The organism is Stutzerimonas azotifigens DSM 17556, assembly GCF_000425625.1.
Taxonomy (GTDB): Bacteria; Pseudomonadota; Gammaproteobacteria; order Pseudomonadales; family Pseudomonadaceae; genus Stutzerimonas; species Stutzerimonas azotifigens.
Window position 1 is genome coordinate 156,080 of the sequence record NZ_AUDU01000016.1, and the last position, 21,954, is coordinate 178,033.

Here is a 21,954-nt window from a genome sequence, read left to right on the forward strand (position 1 = left end):
CGTCAAACCCTGGCCCTGTCCCAACGCCTGGCAGCCTTGCGCCGCCCTCACCGCCCGCCCGCTCCAGGTGAAGGAACACGCCCATGACGACATTACGCTTCGCGCTGTGCCTGCTGATGACCGCCACCCCCTTCCTGGCCAGCCTGGCCCATGCCCAGGGCGTGCGGCTGGTGGTCAAGCGCGAGGGCCAGGGCGAGGCGATGATCGTGCGCAACGACCTGGACGTGCCGGTCAGGGCGGTGCTGCGCATCGATCGGCCGGTCAACGTCAGCGGCATCGGCAAGGGCGTCATCCAGCGCACCGTGGCGCCGCGCAGTCAGGTGCGCATCGCCAGCCTGCGCAAGCGCAAGGCCGGCTTCCCGATGATGTACAAGCACGCCTTCAGCTACCGCCTGCACTACTCGCCCGAGCCGGGCGCGCTGGCCACCGCCGAGGGGCCGCCCTACGAGCTGCCGTGGCGCGGCGGCCCGTTCCGCATCAGCCAGGGCGCCGGCGGCGATTTCAGCCACAACACGCCAAAGGGGCGCTACGCGGTGGACATCGCCATGCCGCCCGGCACGCCCATCGTCGCGGCGCGCGGGGGTGAGGTGGTCGACCTGGAGAGCGGCCAGGCCGGACGCTGGCCGAACCCTTCCGGAAACTTCGTGCGCATCCGGCACGACGACGGCACGGAGAGCGCCTACCTGCACCTGCAGCGCCGTTCGGTGGCGGTGAAGGTCGGCCAGAAGGTCGCTACCGGCACCCTGCTCGGCCGTTCCGGCAACACCGGGCGCAGCACCGGCCCGCACCTGCACTTCGTGGTGCAGAAGCCGCACGCGGGCGACCTGGTGTCCATCCCCTTCCGCTTCAGCCGTCCGGTGGACAGCCTGCCGAACTTCGCGATGGGCGAACCCTGAGCGATCAGCCGCGCCAGTCGAAGCCCAACGTCTCGTCGCCGGCCATGCGCTGCAGGTGGTCGGCCACCACCTCGCGCAGGCGCGCCAGCGCCGCCTCGTCCTCGGCCCGCAGCCGCACCTCCAGCCCCTGCTCGCAGTGCCGCAGCGCGCAGTGGCCGAGGCTCAGCTCGATGTCGCCGCCCTCGTCGTGCAGGTGCACGGGAAACTTGTGCCCCCAGTGCTTGCACAGGCGATTGACCAGGCGCTGCGAGTTGGCGGTGGAAACGGTGGCGTTGGATTCGAGCATGACGGAGCCTCCCAGGGGATGAACGGGCACGCGGCAGCGGGCACCGCTGCCTGCGGCAGACCCCCACGGTAAGCGCCGCCGGCCCGGATGCCAACCCGACTTCTCCGCCGAACGGGTGAACCGGCATCGCCACGGCAAGTCCGAATGATGAGAGCTGCGGGTTTCGGCAGCTCTGCGGATACAGGCGACTGGATGCCTCTACCACCGGCACCGGCCGGCACGACCCGTACGAGGAGCAGCCGGCGCCCGGTTCCATCCCAGCCAACCGGCAGGTTGCCGAGCATTCTTTACGGAGTAGCCATGAAAGCTGTTGTTTTCCACGACGTCGGCGACATCCGCCTCGAGGATGTCCCCGAACCGCGCATCGAAGCCCCCACCGACGCCATTGTCCGCCTGACCGCATCGGCGATCTGCGGCACCGACCTGCACTTCGTCCGCGGCACCGTCAGCGAGATGAAGCCCGGCACCATCCTCGGCCACGAAGGCGTCGGCATCGTCGAGGCGGTGGGCGAGGACGTGCGCAACCTGCAGGTCGGCGATCGCGTGGTGATCCCCTCCACCATCGCCTGCGGCAACTGTTCCTACTGCCGTGCCGGCTATTACGCCCAGTGCGACACCGCCAACCCGAACGGCAAGGAGGCGGGCACCGCCTTCTACGGCGGTCCGGCCTCCACCGGCCCGTTCCACGGGCTGCAGGCCGAGAAGGCGCGCATTCCCTACGCCAACGTCGGGCTGGTCAAGCTGCCGCCGGAGATCAGCGACGACCAGGCGATCCTGCTCTCGGACATCTTCCCCACCGGCTACTTCGGCGCCGAGATGGCCGAGATCAAGGACGGCGACACCGTCGCGGTGTTTGGCTGCGGCCCGGTCGGCCAGTTCGCCATCGCCAGCGCCAAGCTGCTCGGCGCCGGCCGGGTGTTCGCCATCGACCAGTACGAGGACCGCCTGCGCATGGCCCAGCGCCAGGGCGCGGAGGTCATCGACTTCAACCGCGAGGATCCGGTCGAGACGCTGATGCGCCTGACTGGCGGGATCGGCGTCGACCGGGCCATCGACGCGGTGGGCGTGGACGCCGAGCATTCGGCCTGCTGCGGCCATGCCGAGCCCGATGAGGCGCCGCCGGCCAAGGGCGAGAACGGCCAGTGGAAGCCCGGCGACGCGCCGGCGCAGGCGCTGGAATGGGCGGTGCAGTGCGTGGCCAAGGCCGGAACGGTGTCGATCATCGGCGTCTATCCGCCGAACGCCAGGACCTTCCCCATCGGCATGGCGATGAACAAGAACATCACCATGAACATGGGCAACTGCCATCACCGCAAGTACATCCCGCGGCTGATCGAGATGGTCCGCGCAAAGCGCATCGAGCCGGAGAAAATCCTCACCCAGGTCAAGCCGATGACCGACGTGATCGCCGCCTTCGAGGCCTTCGACCGGCGCGAGAACGGCTGGGTGAAGGTCGAGCTGCTGCCACAGCGGCTGGACGGCACCGGCGGCTCGGAGGAGACGCTGATCGACAAGGCGGTCGCCGACACCTTCCCCGCCAGCGACCCGACCACCATGCAGAACCCGCGGTCGCACTAGGAGCGTGCGTTTGGAGCGAGACTTAATGGCAGCCATCCGCATCGGTATTTCCGGCTGGCGTTATGCACCATGGCGTGGTGACTTCTATCCCCAAGGGCTGGCGCAGAAGGACGAACTGCGCTTCGCCTCGCGGGCGGTGAACAGCATCGAGATCAACGGCTCGTTCTATTCCCTGCAGACCCCGGAGCGCTATGCGAACTGGTACACCGACACGCCGCAAGGCTTCCTCTTCAGCGTCAAGGCGCCGCGTTTCATCACGCATGTCCGGCGGCTCAAGGACGTCGAAAAGCCCGTCGCCAACTTCCTTGCGTCGGGCGTTCTTCGACTGCGTGAAAAACTCGGCCCGATCCTCTGGCAGTTTCCGCCCTCCTTCCGGTTCGTACCCGAAACCTTCAGCGCATTCCTCGATCTCCTGCCGCACGACACCGCGTCGGCGCTCGAGACGGCCCGTGGCTGTGACGCGCGGATGGAAGGCCGCAGCCATCTGGAAATCGACGGCAACCGCCGGCTGCGGCATGCGGTCGAGATCCGCAACGAAAGCTTCGTCGACCCAGCCTTTGTGGCCATGCTCCGAGAGCACCAGGTGGCGCTGGTGGTTGCGGACACGGCGGGTAAATGGCCTTACCGGGAGGACCTGACCAGCGATTTCGTCTACATCCGCCTGCATGGCGCCGAAGAGCTCTACACCAGCGGCTACACCCCCGAGGCGCTGGACCGCTGGTGCGAGCGCATCCGTACCTGGCAGCACGGCGGGCAGCCGGACGACGCCCAGCTGATCGTCCCCGGCCCCGCCGAGCCCATTCCACGGCAGGTCTACTGCTATTTCGACAACGACGTGAAGGTCCGCGCCCCGTACGACGCCAGAGAGCTGCTGCGGCGCCTGGGCCTGGACCGTGGCCTGGAGACCGTTCCGGGCCGGCTGGAAGGAGCGCTGGCGTGACGATACACAACGACCGCCCACTCGATACCTCCGAACTCGACGCGCACATGGCCTCGGCCATCGACTGCATCCGTGTGCTGACGGTCAATACCCACAAGGGCTTCACCACCTTCAACCGCCGTTTCATCCTGCCCGAGCTGCGCGAGGCCGTGCGCGCGGTGTCGGCCGACATCGTGTTCCTCCAGGAAGTGCACGGCACGCACGAGAAGCATGCCGTGCGCTTTCACGACTGGCCGAAGATGTCGCAGTACGAGTTCCTCGCCGACAGCATCTGGACCGACTTCGCCTACGGCCGCAACGCGGTCTACCCCGACGGCGACCACGGCAACGCGCTGCTGTCGAAATTCCCCATCCTGCGCTACGAGAACCTCGACGTGTCGATCGCCGGCCCGGAGCGCCGCGGCCTGCTGCACAGCGTCGTCGAGGTGCCCGGACATGGCGAGCTGCACGCCATCTGCGTACACCTGGGCCTGCGCGAGGCGCACCGCCAGGAGCAGCTGCGGCTGCTCTGCGACCTGCTCGACGGGTTGCCGTCCGGGGCGCCGGTGGTGGTCGCCGGCGACTTCAACGACTGGCGCCTGAAGGCCACGGCGCCGCTGTCGCGCTGCGCCGGACTCTACGAAGTGTTCGAGAAGACCCACGGCGAACTCGCCAGGAGCTTTCCCGCCCGCTGGCCGCTGCTGCGGCTGGATCGGATCTACGTGCGCAATGTCGAAGCACGTCAGGCGCGCATCCTCGGTAACAAACCCTGGACGCATCTGTCCGATCATCTGCCCCTTGCGGTGGAGATACACCTATGAATTTCCATTGGAGAGATGGAAACAAGCTCGACCTGCTGGAGAACGGCGAGGAGTTCTTCCCGCGCGTCCACGACGCCATCCGGCAGGCGCGCGAAGAGATCCTGATCGAAACCTTCATTCTGTTCGAGGACAAGGTCGGCCAGGCACTGCGCGACGCGCTGATCGAAGCGGCCCAGCGCGGCGTGCGCATCGACATCACGGTCGACGGCTACGGCTCGGCCGACCTGACGCCCGCCTTCGTCGCCCCGATGACCGACCTCGGCATCCGCATCCACATGTTCGACCCGCGCAAGCGGATGTTCGGCCGGCGTATCAACCTGTTCCGCCGCCTGCACCGCAAGATCGTCGTGGTCGACGGCGAGGTGGCCTTCATCGGCGGCATCAACTTCTCCGCCGACCACCTCGGCGACTTCGGCCCGGGCGCCAAGCAGGACTACGCGGTGCAGATCGAGGGGCCGGTGGTGGTCGACATCCACCGGCTGGCGCTGGCCACCGTGGCTCCGCAGCAGACGACCCGGCGCTGGTGGGGCGGCCGCGTGCGCCCGCATGCCGATGCCTACGTCAGCGGCACCAGCCGCGGCGAGGCCCGGGCTCTGTTCGTGGTGCGCGACAACGACGAGCATCGCAACGACATCGAGGAACACTACCTGCAGGCGATCCGCGACGCGCGCTCGCGCCTGCTGATCGCCAACGCCTACTTCTTCCCCGGCTACCGGGTCCTGCGCGAGATCCGCAACGCGGCCCGCCGCGGCGTGCGGGTGCGGCTGATCCTCCAGGGCCAGCCGGACATGCCGATCGCCAAGTTCGGCGCGCGCATGCTCTACAACTACCTGATGCGCGACGGCGTGGAGATCCACGAGTACTGCCGCCGGCCGCTGCACGGCAAGGTCGCGCTGGCCGACTACGAGTGGTCGACGGTGGGTTCGAGCAACCTCGACCCGCTGAGCCTGTCGCTCAACCTCGAATGCAACCTGGTGATCCGCGACCACACCTTCAACCGCCACCTGCACGAGCGCCTCGACGAGCTGCTGCAGCACGACTGCCGGCGCATCCCGCTGGAGCGCATCATCCGCGGCTACTGGTGGCGCGCGCCGCTGGCGTTCATCTGCTTCCACTTCCTGCGGCACTTCCCGCAATGGGCCGGGATGTTGCCGGCGCACAGCCCGAAACTCACGCTGCTGGAGACGCCGAAGGTCGATCACCCGGCCGAGACCGGTTCGTCGCCCTTCCCGCGAGAGAATCCATGACGCAGACGCACCGGCCGGAGGTGCCGCAGAGCCGTTGGCGACGCGCCTGGCCGAAGACGAAGAAGGTCCTCACCTATGCCTTCTTCGTCCTGGTCGCGGGCCTGCTGATCGCCCTGGCGCGCAACCTGGACTGGGGCGAGATCGTCCGCACCCTGCGCAGCTACCAGGCGCGCACCCTCGTGCTGGCCGGGGCGGCGGCCGCGGGCAGCTACGCGGTCTACTGCTTCTTCGACGTGCTCGGCAAGTACTACGTCAGGCACCCGCTGCCGGTCCGGCAGATCATCCCGGTCACCTTCGTCTGCTACGCCTTCAACCTGAACCTGAGCGCCTGGGTCGGCGGTATCGCCCTGCGCTACCGGCTGTACTCCCGGCTCGGCCTGCGCCCGGCGCAGGTGACCCGGGTGTTCACCCTGAGCGTGCTGACCAACTGGCTCGGCTACATGGCGCTGGCCGGCGCCATTTTCACCTTCGACGGCATCAGTCCGCCGCCGGAGTGGGAAGTCGGCGCCACCGCGATCCGCATGATCGGCCTCTCGCTGATGGCCGTCAGCCTGGTCTACCTCGGCCTGTGCGCCTTCTCCCGGCGCCGTTCGTGGACCGTGCGCGGGCACGAGATCCACCTGCCTTCGTTCCGGCTGGCGGTGGTGCAGATCGTCGTCGGCGCCGCCAACTGGTCGCTGATGGCCGCGGTCATCCATTTCATGCTGCTGGAGCGGGTCAGCTACGCCGAGGTGCTGGCCGTGCTCATGGTCAGCAGCATCGCCGGGGTGATCAGCCACGTGCCGGCCGGGCTCGGCGTGATCGAGGCGGTGTTCGTCGGGCTGCTCGGTTCCGAGATGAGTCACAGCGCGATCATCGCCGGGCTGATCGGCTACCGGGTGGTCTACTTCCTGATTCCGCTGATGATCGCGACGCTCGTCTACGTGGTGCTGGAGGCCCGCGCCAGGAAGCTGCGGCGTTCCGCCGCGGCCCAGGCGGACGCGGCGCAGCGCAAGCCCGTCGGGGAGCGCAGCACCGCCCGCTGAACGAATGCGAACGCCTATCGTTTGATACGGGGCGCCGCTTTCCCTACCATGCATGGGTTTTCCGTCGATCCAAGCGCGACAAACCGATGCCTACCTGCGCCAAGCCCGTTGCAGCCGTTCGCCGGACGCTGCCCGTCACGCCCTCTTCCGCCCCTTGCCCGGCCGCCGGCCATGGATGTCCGCGTTGAGCACGATGCCCTCCCGATTCGCCTCGCCCGATCGCCACGGCCGCCTCGCCGCGGTCGGCGGCCTGGTGCTCCTCGCACTGCTGGCCGTGTCGATGTCCACCGGCGCCGGCCACTACGGCGCCGCCGACGTGCTCGGCTATCTGCTGCAGCGCCCGGCGCAGTTGGCCGACGACAAGCTGGCGATGGTGGTCGATAGCCTGCGCCTGCCGCGCACCCTGGCGGCTTTGCTGGTCGGCGGCAGCCTGGCGGTGGCCGCCTCGCTGCTGCAGAGCGCGACGCGCAATCCGCTGGCCGAGCCCGGGCTGCTCGGCATCAACTACGGCGCGGTGCTCGGCCTGGTCATCGGGCTGATCTGGTTCGGCGTCGAGTCCACTCGCGGCTACCTGCTCTGGTCCGGCGCCGGCGCCCTGCTCGGCAACCTCGCGGTGCTCACCATCGGCGTGATGTTCGGCCAGGCCAGCCCGCTCAAGCTGGTGCTCGCCGGGGTGGCGCTGAGCGCGGTGTTCGGCGGGCTGGCGAATTTCCTGCTGCTGTCCAACCGGGTCGCGCTGGAGCAGTTCCGCTACTGGAACCTCGGTGCGCTGGCCGGCGTCGACCTCGGCGGGCTCGCCACCGTCGCGCCGGTGGCACTGGTCGGCCTGGCGCTGGCGGCGATCCTCTGCCGGCAGCTGACGCTGATGCAGATGGGCGATGCCCAGGCCCGGGCGCTGGGCATCCACACCAACCGGGTGCGGGTCGGCGTGCTGGTGGCCTCCACGCTGCTGACCGCCTGCGCCATCTCCATCGCCGGGCCGATCGGTTTTCTCGGTTTCCTCGCCGCCTACTGCGCGCGCGCCATCGAGCCGGTGGCGCTGCTGCGCCAGATGCTGTTCTCCATCCTGTTCGGCATGCTCTTCCTGCTCGCCGCGGACATCCTCGCGCGCTGGCTGCTGCAGCCGTTCGAGCTGCCGGTCGGCACGCTGCTCGCCGTGCTCGGCGCGCCGGCGCTGATCCTCATCGTGCTGCGCGGCGGCTTCCGTTCGATGCTGGTGGCGCGATGAAGACGTCCCTGCTGCAACCGGCCGGCACCTGGCGCCTGACTCTCGGCCCGGCGCGCCTGCTGCTGCACCGCCGCACCTGGCTGATGGGCCTGCTGATGCTCGCCGCGCTGGTGGCGCTGGTGCTGGCCGCGGCGACCCTCGGCTCGGGCCGCATGACCGCCCACGAGGCGCTGCTCACGCTGCTCGGCCAGGGCAGCCGGCTGCAGGAAATCATGGTGTTCAGGATCCGCCTGCCGCGCATCGCCGCGGTGATCGTCGCCGGCCTGGCCATGGGCATCGCCGGCTGCATGATCCAGACGCTGGTGCGCAACCGCCTGGCGACCCCGGACATGGTCGGGGTCAACGAGGGCGCCTCCTTCGCGGTGATCGTGTTCTCGCTGTACCTGACCGTCGGCAGCTGGCCCTGGTGGGCCTCGCCGCTCGGCGCGGTGCTCTCGGCCGCGGCGCTGTTCGCCTTCTGCCGCCGCCCGGGCGAACAGGGCTACCTGTTCATCGTGGTCGGCATCGCCCTGGGCGAGCTGTTCGGCGCGCTCGGCGACTTCGCCATGTCGACCCAGCCGCTGGTGCACCTGGGCAGCATCTACCTGTGGACCATGGGGCACTTCGCCGACGCCAGCTACCAGACGCTGCTGCCGGTGAGCCTGGCATTGCTCGCGCTCTGCGTGCCGATGGCCCTGCTCGCCCGGCCGCTGGCGCTGCTGCGCTTCGGCGAGGCCACCGCGCGCAACCTCGGCCTCGAGGTGCCGCGCCTGCAGTTCCTGGCGCTGGCGCTGGCCATCCTGGTCGCCGCGCTGGGTACCGCGATCGGCGGCCCGGTGCTGTTCATCGCCATGGCCGCGCCGATCCTGGCGTCCTGGCTGGCCCGCGACAACCTCGCGCCGCTGTGGCTGTCCGCGCTGTGCGGGGCGGTGCTGCTGCTCGGCAGCGACACCCTGGTCCGGGTGCTGGCGCAGCCGGAGGAAATCCCCACCGGCATCATGACCCGGCTGCTCGGCGGCCTGCTGCTGCTGTTCCTTCTCCTCAAAGACAGACGACAGACCGACTGATGTACGCACTCAGAGCCCGCAACCTCCGTTACGCCTACCAGGACAAGCCGGTCCTCGACGACGTCGGCTTCGACATCGAGCCCGGCCGGCTGGTGGGCATCGTCGGCCCCAACGGCAGCGGCAAGTCGACCCTGCTCAAGCTGCTGGCGCGGCAACTGCCGCTGCAGGGCGGCGAGGTCGAGGTCGCCGGGCAAGCGCTCGGCCGCTATTCCATGAAGGCCCTCGCCCGGGTGATGGCCTTCCTCCCGCAACGGCCGGTGATGGCCGACGGCATCCGCGTCGAACAGCTGGTGCAGTATGGCCGCCACCCGCACCAGGGCTGGTTCCAGCAGTGGAGCGAGGAGGATGCCCGGCAGGTGGCCCGGGCGCGCGACGCCATGGGGCTCGCACCGTTCTGGCAGCGCAGCGCGTCGTCCCTGTCCGGTGGCCAGGCGCAGCGTGCCTGGCTGGCGATGATCCTGGCGCAGAACACGCCGCTGATCCTGCTCGACGAGCCCACCAGCGCGCTGGACATCGGCCACCAGGCCGAGGTGATGGAAGCCGTGCACCGCATGACCGCCGAAGGCCGCACGGTGCTGATCGTGATCCACGACCTGGGCGTCGCGGCGCGCTATTGCGACGAGCTGATCGCCCTGGCCGACGGCCGCATCCAGGCCATCGGCCCGGCCCGCGAAGTGATGACCAAGGCCCTGGTCGACCGCCTCTATGACACCGACGTGGACATCCTGTCCGCGCCCGGCGACGGCGCGCCGGTGATCGTGCCGCGTCGCGCCGCCACGCTCTCCCGCCCCCTTGAAGAGGACTCCACCCCATGATCAAGACCCTGCCCCGGCGCCTGCTGGCCGTCGGCCTGCTGACCCTGCTGGCCGGTGCCGTCCAGGCCGAGACCCGCCAGGTGGAAGACGCCTACGGCCAGAGCGTCGCCGTACCGGCCGAGCCCAGGCGCATCGTCACACTCAGCGAGATGGACCTGGACACCGCACTGGCGCTGGGCGTCGCGCCGGTCGGCACGATCAACGGCCGCGGCCAGAACAGCGCGCCGCGCTACCTGGCCGAACGCCTGCCCGAAAGCACCCGCAGCCTCGGCGTGCTGGACAATCCCAACCTGGAAGTACTGCTGGAACTGGAACCGGACCTGATCCTCAGCGGCCCGGCCAAGCCGGAACAGCTGGCGATCCTCAACGAGATCGCCCCGACCGTGGTGACCTACCAGGCCGGCCAGCCCTGGCAGGAAAGCATGCGCCGCAGCGCCGAGGTGATGAACAAGGGCGCCGAGGCCGAGGCCTTCCTGGAACGCTACCAGGCGCGCGTGGCCGAGGCACGCGAGCGGCTCGCCGAGCACCAGGGCGAAACCCTGAGCATCGTCCGCTGGAACCCCAAGGGCCCGTCGTACATGCTGCGCGACGCCTTCGCCAGCACCATCGCCCGCGACCTCGGGCTGACGCGTCCGACGCAGCAGATGAAGGAGCCCGGCTACACCCACTCGATGGCGCTGAGCCTGGAATCGCTGGAGCTGCTCGACGGCGACTGGCTGGTGATCGGCACCCTGGCCGCCGAGGGCGACGCGGTGGAGGCCATGCGCCAGGCCGAGAACACCCCGGCGTTCCAGGGGCTCGCGGCGATCAGGAACGGTCGCTACACCACGGTCGACGGCTCGCTCTGGACCTCCACCGGCGGCCCACTGGCGGCCATGCAGGTGGTCGAGGACATTGAGGGGCTTCTTACGCGGCCCTGAGCGGCGTTAAAGCGAGGGCGGCACCCCTGCCGGCTTTTCCCTTCTCCCGCCGGGAGAAGGTGGCCCGCAGGGCCGGATGAGGGGTGCTGTGGGAGGCCGACCTCCGGGCGAGTTCTTGAGGCCGTGCCTCGTCGCCGCGAGGGCGCGCCTCCCACACGAGAAGGCCGCCGTGCTTTTTGTGGGAGGCCCGACCTCGGGGCGATCGCTTTTCGGCAGGCTGCGCCTGCGATCGCCGCCAGGGGGCGCCTCCCACAGGAGCGGCAGCCGAGCCTGCTCCTGCAAGGGGCGTGCTGGCTTTTCCCTTCTCCCGCCGGGAGAAGGTGGCCCGCAGGGCCGGATGAGGGGCGCTGCGGGAAGCCCGACCTCGGGGCGAGTTCTTTGAGGCCGTGCCTCGTCGCCGCGAGGGCGCGCCTCCCACAGGCGGAATCCGGTCGCAGGCAGAGCCTGCTCCTGCAAGCCTTCGCGCTCATACCTGCGGGCGCAGGATGACGACCGCCAGCGGCGGCAGCGTCAGCGACAGCGACACCTCCTGGCCGTGCGCCGGCGTCGGTTCGGCGAGCACGCCGCCGCCGTTGCCGATGTTGGAGCCGCCATAGCATTCGGCGTCGCTGTTGAGCACCTCGATCCAGCGCGCATCCACCGGCACGCCGACCCGGTACTCGTAGCGCACCACCGGCGTGAAGTTGGCCACCACCAGCAGCGGGTGCCCGGTGTCGCTCCAGCGCAGCCAGGCGAACACGCTGTTGGCGCGATCGTCGCCGATCAGCCACTGGAAGCCTTCCGGCTGGGTGTCGCGCTCGTGCAGCGCCGGCTCCTGGCCATAGAGCTTGTTCAGGTCCTTGACCAGCGCCTGGGCGCCGCGATGATCCGGCTCGTCGAGCAGGAACCAGTCGAGCTCGCGGTCGTGGCTCCATTCGCGCCACTGGCCGAACTCGCAGCCCATGAACAGCAGCTTCTTGCCCGGATGGGTCCACATGAAGCTCAGGTACGCCCGCAGGTTGGCGAACTTCTGCCAGCGGTCGCCGGGCATCTTGTCGATCAGCGAGCCCTTGCCGTGCACCACTTCGTCATGGGAGATCGGCAGTACGAAGTGTTCCGAGAAGGCGTAGACCAGCCCGAAGGTCATCTTGTCGTGGTGGTACGAGCGATGGATCGGCTGCTCCTGCATGTACTTGAGCGTGTCGTGCATCCAGCCCATGTTCCACTTGTAGGAGAAGCCCAGGCCGCCGTCGCGGGTGGGCTTGCTGACGCCCGGGAAGGCCGTCGACTCCTCGGCGATCACCAGCGCGCCGGGCGTTTCCAGCGCCACTACGTCGTTGAGGTGGCGGAGGAATTCGATCGCCTCGAGGTTCTCGCGGCCGCCGAAGCGGTTGGGGATCCACTGGCCTTCCTGGCGCGAATAGTCGCGGTAGAGCATCGAGGCCACCGCGTCGACGCGCAGGCCGTCGATGTGGAAATTCTTCAGCCAGTGCAGCGCCGAGGCGATCATGAAGCCGTGCACCTCGGTGCGCCCGAGGTTGTAGATGTAGGTGTTCCAGTCCTGGTGGAAGCCCTCGAAGGGATGCGCGTACTCGTACAGCTCGGTGCCGTCGAAATCGCCGAGACCGTGGGCGTCGGTGGGGAAATGCGCCGGTACCCAGTCGAGGATCACGCCGATGCCGGCGTTGTGGCAGGCATCGACGAAGGCGGCGAAATCCTGCGGGCTGCCATAGCGGGCGCTCGGCGCGAACTGCGAGAGCAACTGGTAGCCCCAGGAGCCGCCGAAGGGGTGCTCCATGATAGGCATCAGCTCGATGTGGGTGAAGCCCATTTCCACCACGTAGGGGATCAGCCGCGCGGCCAGGTCATGCCAGTCGTAGAGGCGCCCGTCGTCGCCCCCTTCGCGGCGCCAGGAGCCGGCGTGCACCTCGTAGATGGCCATCGGCGCCTTCAGCGACTGGCGCGCCTGGCGCTGCTGCAGCCATTTCTCGTCCTGCCAGTCGTGGGCCAGCGGCCGGGCGACCACCGAGGCGGTCCCCGGCGGCATCTCGGTGGCCAGCGCCACCGGGTCGGCCTTGAGCGGGACGACGCCGTGCGGGCCGAGGATCTCGTACTTGTAGCGCTCGCCCGGCTGCAGGCGCGGAATGAACAGCTCCCAGACGCCCGACGGATAGCGCTGGCGCATCGGATGGCGGCGCCCGTCCCAGCCGTTGAAGTCGCCGACCACCGAGACCCGCCGGGCGTTCGGCGCCCACACGGCGAAACGCACGCCCTGAACGCCCTCCACCTCCATGTACTGAGCGCCGAAGGTGTCTCCCAGGTGCCGGTGGTTGCCCTCGGAGAACAGGTAGATGTCCATCTCGCCGAGCAGCGGGCCGAAGCTGTACGGGTCTTCGGTGACCTGCTCGCCGCCGGCCCAGCGGATGCGCAGCAGGTAGGGCTGCGCGTGGGACAGGCGGGCGAAATAGAACCCGGGCACCTGACCCTGCTCCATCACCCCGATCACGCGGCCTTCGCTGCGATCGAGCACCTCCACGCCGAGCGCGTGGGGCAGGTAGGCACGGACGATCAGCCCGTCGCCGTCGGCGTGCGGGCCGAGAACGGAAAAGGGATCGTGGTGCTCGGCCCGCACCAGGGCGTCGACGTCGGCGTCGCTGGGCAGCAGGTTTTCCCCGGGCATGGTCACGGCCGGTCGATCATTCATGCGTGTCTCCCTCGGCAAGCTGTTGGGCGAGCATCGCCAGCCCCTGCAGCGGGACCGGCAACCAGGCCGGACGATTCTCCGCCTCGTAGACGATTTCGTACGAGGTCTTTTCGAAGCTGAACAGGGCCAAGGCCGCCTCCGCGCCCTTGCTTTCGCGCCACCGGTGGCCGAGCGAGCCGGCCGCCGCGCGATAGGCTTCGAGGAACACGGACCGCGCGCTCTGCCGATAATTCTCGGCGATGCGACGGCGCGCGTTGTTGGCCGCCTCGGAGGTGTCGCTGATCTGCGCGTTGCGCAGGGTCATGGCCGCCGCGTACTCGAACGAGCGCAGTACCCCGGCGACGTCCTTGTAGGGGCTGGTCTTGGTCCGCCGCTCGTTCAGCGGGCGCGCCGGTTCGCCTTCGAAGTCGATGAAATAGGCGTCGCCCTGGGCCACCAGCACCTGCCCGAGGTGCAGGTCGCCGTGCACCCGCGTGCGCAGGCCGCCCAACGCGCCACCGGCGAGCCGGTCGACCTCGGCCAGCAGCGCCTCGCGCATACCGAGCAGGCGCTCGACCTCGGCGACGTCCTTCTTCTCCAGCTTGCCGCGGTTGGCGCTGAGCACGTCGAGCGCGTGCGCCAGCTCCCCACGGATCGCCTGCGCCCAGGCATCGGCCTCCTCCTCGCCGGCGATCTCGGCGGCGAAGTCGGGGTTGTCGGTCTGTGCGGCGAGCGCCACGTGCAGTTCGCCCAGGCGCTGGCCGAGCAGGCGGTTGAAGTTCTCCAGTTCCTCCAGCGCGCCGTACTGGTTCTCCACCAGCGACACGCCGCCGGATATCTCGTCGCGCACCGCGCGGTCGAGCGTGTTCAGCGTCCACTCCCAGGCGTCGCCCTGGTTGTCCAGGTAGCGCTGCACGATCATCAGCGCGTGTGGCGTGCCGTCGGCGCCGATCCGGCTGACCTGGCCGAGCATCGCGGAAATGTGCTCGAAGCCCTGCTCGGTGAGGAAGGTGCCCATTTCCAGCTCCGGGTGGACGCCGCCGGATACTCGGCGAATCAGCTTGAGCATCATCTTGCCGCCAACGATCACCGAGCTGTTGGACTGCTCGGCGGACAGGTAGCGCACCTCGGCGTCGGCCGGCAGCTCGACCTCGGCCAGCTGCGGCATGGCGACGAAGCGGATCTGGTCGTCACCGCAGGGCAGCGTCAGGCCGTCGCGCAGGCCCTGCACCACGCCGAGGACGAACTGTTCGAGGGTGAAGCCGTCGGTCAGCAAGCCCACCCGCGGGCCGCGCCGCACGCGCGCCAGGGCCAGCTGCTGCGGCAGCGCGGTGCCGAAGTCGGCCTCGGCGAGGAAGCCCAGCGGCAGCTGGTAGATGTCCGTGCGGCCGCTGGCGGTGGCGGCGATCTCCGACAGCAGCACCGGTCGCTGCGGGTCGCCGAAGGGAATGGCGTAGCAGATCTTCAGCGACTCGATCGCCGCATCCTTGCTGGCGAACCAGCGGCGCTTGGGCAGGTAGGTCGGCAGCGATTCGGTCTCGAGGATGCGCTTGTTCTCCCGGGTCAGGGTGTCCAGGCGCTTGAGTACCAGGGTGCGGAAGTCGGGCATGGTCTCCACCGGTTCCTGGTGCCAGCTCGGCATCTGGTGCGTCGGTGCCAGCTGGAACCAGTAGAAGCCGTAGGGCGGCAGGGTCAGCAGGTAGGTCAGCTGGCCGATCGGCGGGAAGGCGCTGCCGCCGACCATCTCCACCGGCACCATGCCGGCGTACTGCGACAGCTCCAGCTCGGCTGCCTGGGCCGAGCGCGAGACGTTGGCCACGCAGAGGATGATCTCGTGCTCGCCGCTGGGCGTGGTGAACTCGCGCAGGTAGGCGAGGATGCGCCGGTTGCTCGGCGCCAGCATCTTCAGGCTGCCGCGGCCGAACGCCTTGAACTGCTTGCGGATGGCCAGCAGCCGGCGGGTCCAGTTGAGCAGCGAATGCGGGTCGCGCTGCTGTGCCTCGACGTTGACGGTCTGGTAGCCGTACAGCGGGTCCATGTTCGGCGGCAGCACCAGGTTCGGCGGGTCGGCGCGGGAAAAGCCGCCGTTGCGGTCGATGGACCACTGCATCGGCGTGCGCACGCCGTCGCGGTCGCCGAGGAAGATGTTGTCGCCCATGCCGATCTCGTCGCCGTAGTAGATCACCGGCGTGCCGGGCATCGACAGCAGCAGGCTGTTGAGCAGTTCGATGCGCCGGCGGTCGCGCTCGAGCAGCGGTGCCAGCCGGCGGCGGATGCCCAGGTTGATGCGCGCACGCTTGTCCGAGGCGTAGTAGTTCCAGAGGTAGTCGCGCTCCTTGTCGGTCACCATCTCGAGGGTGAGCTCGTCATGGTTGCGCAGGAAGATCGCCCACTGGCAGTTCGACGGGATGTCCGGCGTCTGGCGCAGGATGTCGGTGATCGGAAAGCGGTCCTCCTGCGCCAGCGCCATGTACATCCGCGGCATCAGCGGGAAGTGGAAGGCCATGTGGCATTCGTCGCCGAGCACCTCGCCCTCGCCGTCGTCCGGCGCCTTGCCGCCGAAATACAGCTGGGTGTCCTCCGGCCACTGGTTGGCCTCGGCCAGCAGCATGCGGTCGGGGTAGTTGGCGTCGATCTCGGCGCGGATCTTCTTCAGCACCTCGTGGGTTTCCGCCAGGTTCTCATTGTTGGTGCCGTCGCGCTCGACCAGATACGGGATGGCATCCAGGCGCAGGCCGTCGATGCCGAGGTCCAGCCAGTAGCGCATGATGCCGAGCACCTCGCGCATCACCTGCGGGTTGTCGAAGTTCAGGTCCGGCTGGTGCGAATAGAAGCGGTGCCAGAAGTACTGCTTGGCCACCGGGTCCCAGGTCCAGTTCGACTTCTCGGTGTCGAGGAAGATGATCCGGGTGCCCGGGTACTTGTCGTCGGTGTCGGACCAGACGTAGTAGTTGCGCGCCGCCGAGCCCTTCTTCGCGCGCCGTGCGCGCTGGAACCAGGGATGCTGGTCGGAGGTGTGGTTGATGACCAGCTCGGTGATCACCCGCAGGCCGCGCTTGTGCGCTTCGGCGATCAGGCGCCGGGCGTCGGCCATGGTCCCGTAGTCCGGATGCACGCCGCGGTATTCGGCGATGTCATAGCCATCGTCCTTGCGCGGGGACGGGTAGAACGGCAGCAGCCAGAGGGTGTTCACGCCCAGGTCGGCGATGTAGTCGAGCTTCTGGATCAGCCCGGGGAAGTCGCCGATGCCGTCGTTGTTGGAGTCGAAGAACGACTTGAGATGGACCTGGTAGACCACCGCGTCCTTGTACCAGAGCGGGTCCTTGATGAAGGCAGCGGCTTTGCGGGGTTTGGCCATTTCTTGGTGTCCTGTGAGTCCGGGACTTTACTTGCGACCATTGCCGACGACGCGGCGGCGGCCCTGCGGGGCCGCGCCGGCCGGCGCGCCTCAGGCCCTTCGCGGCGGGCTGAGGCGCCAGATGCCGAACGGCAGGTGCCAGGGTTCGAGCCGCGTCCATTGCGTCTTGCCGTACCAGGTCCAGCGGTGCCCGTTCATCAGGTCCTCGCCCTGGGTATGGGCGTCATCGGGCAGCCCGAATTCCCACAGCGGCAGTTCGAAGTGGCCTTCCTGGGCATTGAACGGATCGAGGTTGACCGCCACCAGGATGAAGTTGGACAGGTCGGGCGTGCGTTTGCCGAAGTAGAGGATGTTGTCGTTCCAGCAGTGGTAGGCCTGGAAGCCCAGGTGGGTCTGCAGCGCCGGGTTCTGCCGGCGGATGCGGTTGAGCTGGGCGATCTCGGCGACGATGTTGCCCGGCGCCTGGTAGTTGCGCGGACGGATTTCGTACTTCTCCGAATCCAGGTACTCCTCCTTGCCGGGGATAGCCGCCGACTCGCAGAGTTCGAAGCCCGAGTACATGCCCCACAGCCCCGAGCCCATGGTCGCCAGCGCGGCGCGGATGAGGAAACCCGCCCGCCCGGAGTTCTGCAGGAAGAACGGGTTGATGTCCGGCGTGTTGACGAAGAAGTTCGGCCGGTAGCAGTCGCGCAGCGGCGGCTGGTTGAGCTCGGTGAGGTACTCGGTGAGCTCGGCCTTGGTGTTGCGCCAGGTGAAGTAGGTGTAGCTCTGGTTGAAGCCCACCTTGCCCAGGCGCGCCATCATCGCCGGGCGGGTGAAGGCCTCGGACAGGAACATCACGTCGCGGTCGCGCGCGCGGATGTCGGCGATCAGCCATTCCCAGAACGGCAGCGGCTTGGTGTGCGGGTTGTCGACGCGGAAGATCTTCACGCCCTGCGCCACCCAGTGCCAGACCACGTCGCGCAGGGCCAGCCACAGGTCGGGCATGGCGTCCTTGGCGTAGAAATCGACGTTGACGATGTCCTGGTACTTCTTCGGCGGATTCTCGGCGTACTTGATCGTGCCGTCCGGCCGCCAGGAGAACCAGCCCGGGTGCTCCTTCAGCCAGGGATGGTCGGGCGAGCACTGGATGGCGAAGTCCAGGGCGATCTCCAGGCCGTATTCGGCGGCCGAGCGGACCAGCTCGCGGAAGTCCTCCAGCGTGCCGAGCTGCGGATGGATGGCGTCGTGCCCGCCCTCCTCGCTGCCGATCGCATAGGGGCTGCCGACGTCGTTCGGCCCGGGGGTCAGGGTGTTGTTGCGGCCCTTGCGGTTCTTGCGCCCGATCGGATGGATCGGCGGGAAATAGAGCACGTCGAAGCCCATGTCGCGGATCGCCGGCAGGCGCCGGATCACATCGCGGAAGGTGCCGTGGCGCTCCGGATTGTCGGTTTCCGAGCGCGGGAACAGCTCGTACCAGCTGGCGAACTGCGCCAGCGGACGCTCGACGTCCACCGGGAACGCCGGGCTCTGGCTGCAGTGCTCGCGCGGATCGGCTTCCTCCATCGCCTGGGCGACCTCTTCGGACAGCAGCAGCGACACGCGCTCGGCGTCCAGGTGCGCGCTGCCGAACCGGTGCAGGGCATCCTCCAGCACGCCGCGGGCATGTCCCTCGGCGCGCTGCACTGCGGCCTCGAGGTGGCGGCGGCCCTCCTCCAGTTCCAGGCCGACCGGCACCCCGGCCGCATGCTTCTTCGACAGCTCGTTGCGGTAGGTCTCGTACAGGTCCCACCAGGCCTGGACGCAGAACTCGTGCAGCGCCACCTGGGTCGGCGTGAAGTGGCCGACCCAGCTGTCGTTGCCGAGCAGCCTGAGCGGGCAGCGCCGCCATTCGGTCTCGCCCTGCTGCCGCCAGCAGATGGCGGCAGCGAGCTTGTCGTGGCCGTCGGTGAAGATCTTGCTGGTGACGTTGACCGGCTGGCCGATGATCCCCTTGGCCGCGAAACGGCCGCCATCGACCACGGGTTCGGTGGATTCGATGGCGATGCGGGGCATGTTCAGGGCTTCTTCGAGCCGGGGATGGAGGGAGTCGGGCTGGACTGCTTCGATCATCGAGCGAGCTCCTGGGCGCAAGCGTTAGGGAATCGAGCCGTCGCGCAGGGCCCGCGTGCGGCGTAGCGGACGCGTGTCGAGCGGCATCGCCGGGGACCTTCGAAGGTTTTGCCGGCCATGCTCATTCCGAGCCGGAGAGCCTGCAAAAGTTCAGCACGCCCGGCGGGACCGCCCGTCGGTACGCGCAGGCCGCCGGGAACCTTGCGCCGGCCCATCGCTCTACCGGCCGATGACTCCACGGTTCCTGCAAGTGATCCAGCCCTGAGGCAGGAGGCGACCATGAACCACGCCCGCCCCGACATCCCCCAGCCGGACCCGGTCGTCCACGATCATGCCGGCGACACCCCGCAGGTGCCCTGCCCCGACGATCTGGAAGAGCTCAAACCCACCTGTCCCTTCGGCAAGCAGCCGGTGGCCGAGGCGGAGTTGCAGCTGGTCTGAGGCGTGGCACCGGCGTGTGAGCGCGTTGGGCTTGACCACGACCTGCTCGCCCTCATCCGGCCCTGCGGGCCACCTTCTCTCTCCCGGAGGGAGAAGGGAACGGCCTGAAAGCCTGGCATGCCTCTGTAGGAGCAGGCTCTGCCTGCGACCGCCTGCAGGAGACATCACAGTCGAGACTGCTCCACAGGTGCAGATACGTCCCCCTTTTGCAGGGCCGAGGAGTCGGTCAGCCCCTGCTCGCGAACAGTCCCTCATCCGGCCCTGCGGGCCACCTTCTCCCGGAGGGAGAAGGGAACGGCCTGAAAGCCTGGCATGCCTTGTAGGAGCAGGCTCTGCCTGCGACCGCCTGCAGGAGACATCACAGTCGAGACTGCTCCACAGGTGCAGATACGTCCCCCTTTTGCAGGGCCGAGGAGTCGGTCAGCCCCTGCTCGCGAACAGTCCCTCATCCGGCCCTGCGGGCCACCTTCTCCCGTAGGGAGAAGGGCAAAGCCTGGCACGTCGCTGTGGAAGCGGTCTTGACAGCGAGCGACACGGCTCAGCGCCAACGATCCACCGTGTAGGGTGCATACACGGCACACCCTACGAAGCGCCCCTGCGCAACCGGTCGCGCATGGCCCAGGTGATGCACTGCCTGACCCCGTCGAGCTGCCAGGGATCGTGCGGCTGTTCGCGCAGGCGCTGCATGAGGTTGGTGACGTTCCAGCGATTGGCGGCGTCGAGCTCGGCGAGTTCTTCCCGCACGATCGGCACCGAAACCGGCAGCCCCGGTCGCGCCCGCACGGAATAGGCCGCCACCGTGCTGGCGCCCTTCTGGTTGCGCAGGTAGTCGACGAAGATCTTGCCGACCCGGTTCTGCGGGCCCATCTTCGCCGAGATGCGCTCCGGCGCCTCGCCCGCCAGCCGCTCGGTGATGCGCCGGGCGAAACCGCTCGCGCATTCCCAGTCCTGGCGCCTGGTCAGCGGCACCACCACGTGCATGCCGCGCCCTCCGCTGGTCTTGAGCTGTGCCTGGAGGCCGAAGTCCTTCAGCAGGTCGAGGGTCATGCAGGTGGCCTCGACCATGCGCGCCCAGGGCAGCGCCGGATCGGGGTCGAGGTCGAAGATGATCCGGTCGGGACGCTCCACCCGATCGCTGCGCGCGTTCCAGGTGTGCAGCTCGATGGTGCCCATCTGCACCGCCTCGAGCAGCCCTGTCACCTCGTCGATCTGCAGCAGTCGCGCGTGCTTCGGGTCCAGCGCGGGATCGAGCTGGCGCACGTGGGGCATCTTCAGGCGGCCCATGTGGCGCTGGAAGAAGGTTTCGCCGCCGACCCCGTCCGGCGCCCGGACGATGGACAGTGGCCGCCCCTGCAGGTGCGGCAGCAGCCAGTCGGCGATCTCCAGGTAGAACTCGGCGAGCGCCTGCTTGGTGGTGCCGGTCTCGGCGTCGACGATCCGCTCCGGGCTGCTGATGCCGACGCCGCCGACCAGCGGCCGCGCCTTGCTGCCGCTGCTGCTGCGGCTACGGGGTGCCCGGCCACTCGTGGCGTGGGCCGGACGCCGTGCCCCCGCGCTGCGCGGCTTGGCCTCGGCCCCGGATTCGACGTTGCGCGCGCGCTCCTTGGCCATCCTCTACCTCAGCCGGCTTTCTTGGTCTTGGTCGACTTGCTGGCGGTCGGCGTCTTGCGGCTGCGTGAGCCGGTGCCGGTGCCGTCCTCCGAAGTCTTCGACGCGCTGGTTTTCTTCGCCGGAGCCTTGCGGGGCGGGGCCTTCGCCTCTTCCTCGCCGTCCTCCTCGACCTGCGCCTTGCCCTTGGGTTTGGCCGCCAGGCTGCGCTTGAGCAGTTCGGTGAGGTCGATGACGTCGGCGCTGCGCCGGTCGACCGCCTCCTCCGGTCCGCTGACCGCCTCTACGCGGCCTTCGCGGGCCTTCTGCTCGACCAGGTCCATGATCCGGTCCTGGAAGGTGTCGCTGTACTGGTTCGGGTCCCAGTCTTCGGTCATGTCCTCGACCAGCCGCTTGGCCATGTCGAGCTCGCGGTCAGCGAGTTCCGCATTGAGGACGTCATCCTTCAACTCGAGGTATTCGATGCCGCGCACCTCGTCGGCCCAGCGCAGGGTGTTCATCACCAGCGCCTTGCCCAGCGGCATCACCACCGCCAGGTGCTGCTTGTTGCGCAGCACCACGTTGGCGATGCCGACCTTGCCGGTCTGCACCAGCGTCTCGCGCAGCAGGGCGTAGACCTTCTCGCCGCGGCGATCGGGCGTCAGGTAGTACGGGGTGTCGATGTAGAGGAAGGAAATGTCCCTGGCGTCGACGAAGGCGACGATGTCGACGGTCTGCGTCGCCTTGGGGTGAGCGGCCTTGATCTCCTCGTCGCTGAGCACCACGTACTGGCCCTTCTCGTACTCGATGCCCTTGACGATGTTGTCGCTGTCGATGTCCTCGCCGGTGGTCTTGTTGATCCGCTTGTAGCCGACGCGGTCCATGCTGCGCCTGTCCAGCCAGTCGAAATCGATGCCCTTGCGGGTGGTCGCCGGCACCAGCGCCACGGGGATGTGTACCAGCCCGAAGCTGACGGCGCCTTTCCAGATCGTGCGAGGCATGCTCGGTTCTCCGTTCGGTTGGTTTCCGCCCTC

At 68.6% G+C, this 21,954-nt stretch carries 17 protein-coding genes; 11 read left to right on the forward strand and 6 right to left on the reverse strand.

All coding sequences use genetic code 11. The features are described 5' to 3' along the window. Positions 1–83: 83 nt before the first annotated feature. Positions 84–896 carry a M23 family metallopeptidase gene (locus H610_RS0100655; RefSeq protein WP_028237930.1) on the forward strand — a complete coding sequence of 271 codons (813 nt, stop codon included), beginning with the start codon at positions 84–86 and terminating at the stop codon, positions 894–896. Positions 897–900: 4 nt separating this feature from the next. Here the strand turns inward: H610_RS0100655 and H610_RS0100660 are convergent, their stop codons facing one another. Next, positions 901–1,182, reverse strand: a complete 282-nt coding sequence (locus H610_RS0100660; RefSeq protein ID WP_028237931.1) for a DUF2218 domain-containing protein — start codon at positions 1,180–1,182, stop codon at positions 901–903. A gap of 300 nt (positions 1,183–1,482) precedes the next feature. Here H610_RS0100660 and H610_RS0100665 point away from each other — a divergent pair, with 300 nt between their 5' ends. The 9 genes from H610_RS0100665 (at position 1,483) to H610_RS0100705 (ending at position 10,781) form a co-directional block, all read left to right on the forward strand. Next, complete coding sequence (locus H610_RS0100665; protein ID WP_028237932.1) at positions 1,483–2,760, forward strand: zinc-dependent alcohol dehydrogenase; 1,278 nt, start codon at positions 1,483–1,485, stop codon at positions 2,758–2,760. A gap of 25 nt (positions 2,761–2,785) precedes the next feature. Beyond that, positions 2,786–3,700 carry a DUF72 domain-containing protein gene (locus tag H610_RS0100670; RefSeq protein WP_028237933.1) on the forward strand — a complete coding sequence of 305 codons (915 nt, stop codon included), beginning with the start codon at positions 2,786–2,788 and terminating at the stop codon, positions 3,698–3,700. A 47-nt stretch (positions 3,701–3,747) separates the two neighbouring features. After that, the gene (locus tag H610_RS0100675) at positions 3,748–4,500 is read left to right on the forward strand and encodes an endonuclease/exonuclease/phosphatase family protein (protein ID WP_408054986.1); all 753 of its coding nucleotides are present in this window, start codon (positions 3,748–3,750) and stop codon (positions 4,498–4,500) included. Continuing rightward, the gene (gene clsB / locus H610_RS0100680; protein WP_028237935.1) at positions 4,497–5,747 is read left to right on the forward strand and encodes a cardiolipin synthase ClsB; all 1,251 of its coding nucleotides are present in this window, start codon (positions 4,497–4,499) and stop codon (positions 5,745–5,747) included. The genes H610_RS0100675 and clsB overlap by 4 nt, the downstream gene beginning before the upstream one ends. Further along, on the forward strand, positions 5,744–6,772 hold the full coding sequence (locus H610_RS0100685; protein ID WP_028237936.1) for a lysylphosphatidylglycerol synthase domain-containing protein: 1,029 nt from the start codon (positions 5,744–5,746) through the stop codon (positions 6,770–6,772). Before clsB ends, H610_RS0100685 begins: the two co-directional genes overlap by 4 nt. 193 nt (positions 6,773–6,965) lie before the next feature. Next, entirely contained in the window at positions 6,966–8,000 is a 1,035-nt protein-coding gene (locus tag H610_RS0100690; RefSeq protein ID WP_028237937.1) for a FecCD family ABC transporter permease, read from the forward strand. Continuing rightward, positions 7,997–9,046, forward strand: coding sequence for a FecCD family ABC transporter permease (locus H610_RS0100695; RefSeq protein WP_028237938.1), 1,050 nt, complete (start codon positions 7,997–7,999; stop codon positions 9,044–9,046). Before H610_RS0100690 ends, H610_RS0100695 begins: the two co-directional genes overlap by 4 nt. Next, the gene (locus tag H610_RS0100700; protein ID WP_028237939.1) at positions 9,046–9,861 is read left to right on the forward strand and encodes an ABC transporter ATP-binding protein; all 816 of its coding nucleotides are present in this window, start codon (positions 9,046–9,048) and stop codon (positions 9,859–9,861) included. The genes H610_RS0100695 and H610_RS0100700 overlap by 1 nt, the downstream gene beginning before the upstream one ends. Continuing rightward, positions 9,858–10,781 carry an ABC transporter substrate-binding protein gene (locus tag H610_RS0100705; RefSeq protein WP_028237940.1) on the forward strand — a complete coding sequence of 308 codons (924 nt, stop codon included), beginning with the start codon at positions 9,858–9,860 and terminating at the stop codon, positions 10,779–10,781. Before H610_RS0100700 ends, H610_RS0100705 begins: the two co-directional genes overlap by 4 nt. Positions 10,782–11,247: 466 nt before the next feature. Here H610_RS0100705 and glgB read toward each other — a convergent pair whose 3' ends face one another. The 3 genes from glgB to H610_RS0100720 all read right to left on the reverse strand — a co-directional run bounded on the left by glgB (position 11,248) and on the right by H610_RS0100720 (position 18,892). Continuing rightward, positions 11,248–13,464, reverse strand: coding sequence for a 1,4-alpha-glucan branching protein GlgB (gene glgB / locus H610_RS0100710; protein ID WP_028237941.1), 2,217 nt, complete (start codon positions 13,462–13,464; stop codon positions 11,248–11,250). Further along, a complete protein-coding gene (treS, locus tag H610_RS0100715) occupies positions 13,457–16,801 on the reverse strand; it encodes a maltose alpha-D-glucosyltransferase (protein ID WP_028237942.1) in 3,345 nt (1,114 codons plus the stop codon). The genes glgB and treS overlap by 8 nt, the downstream gene beginning before the upstream one ends. Positions 16,802–16,891: 90 nt before the next feature. Then, entirely contained in the window at positions 16,892–18,892 is a 2,001-nt protein-coding gene (locus tag H610_RS0100720; RefSeq protein WP_028237943.1) for an alpha-1,4-glucan--maltose-1-phosphate maltosyltransferase, read from the reverse strand. A 279-nt stretch (positions 18,893–19,171) separates the two neighbouring features. Between H610_RS0100720 and H610_RS25750 the strand changes: the two genes are divergently transcribed. Further along, complete coding sequence (locus H610_RS25750; RefSeq protein WP_169338844.1) at positions 19,172–19,333, forward strand: hypothetical protein; 162 nt, start codon at positions 19,172–19,174, stop codon at positions 19,331–19,333. A gap of 582 nt (positions 19,334–19,915) precedes the next feature. Here the strand turns inward: H610_RS25750 and ligD are convergent. Continuing rightward, positions 19,916–20,944, reverse strand: coding sequence for a non-homologous end-joining DNA ligase (gene ligD / locus H610_RS22985; RefSeq protein ID WP_051231405.1), 1,029 nt, complete (start codon positions 20,942–20,944; stop codon positions 19,916–19,918). An 8-nt stretch (positions 20,945–20,952) separates the two neighbouring features. After that, positions 20,953–21,921, reverse strand: a complete 969-nt coding sequence (gene ku, locus H610_RS0100735; RefSeq protein WP_028237944.1) for a non-homologous end joining protein Ku — start codon at positions 21,919–21,921, stop codon at positions 20,953–20,955. Positions 21,922–21,954 lie beyond the last annotated feature (33 nt).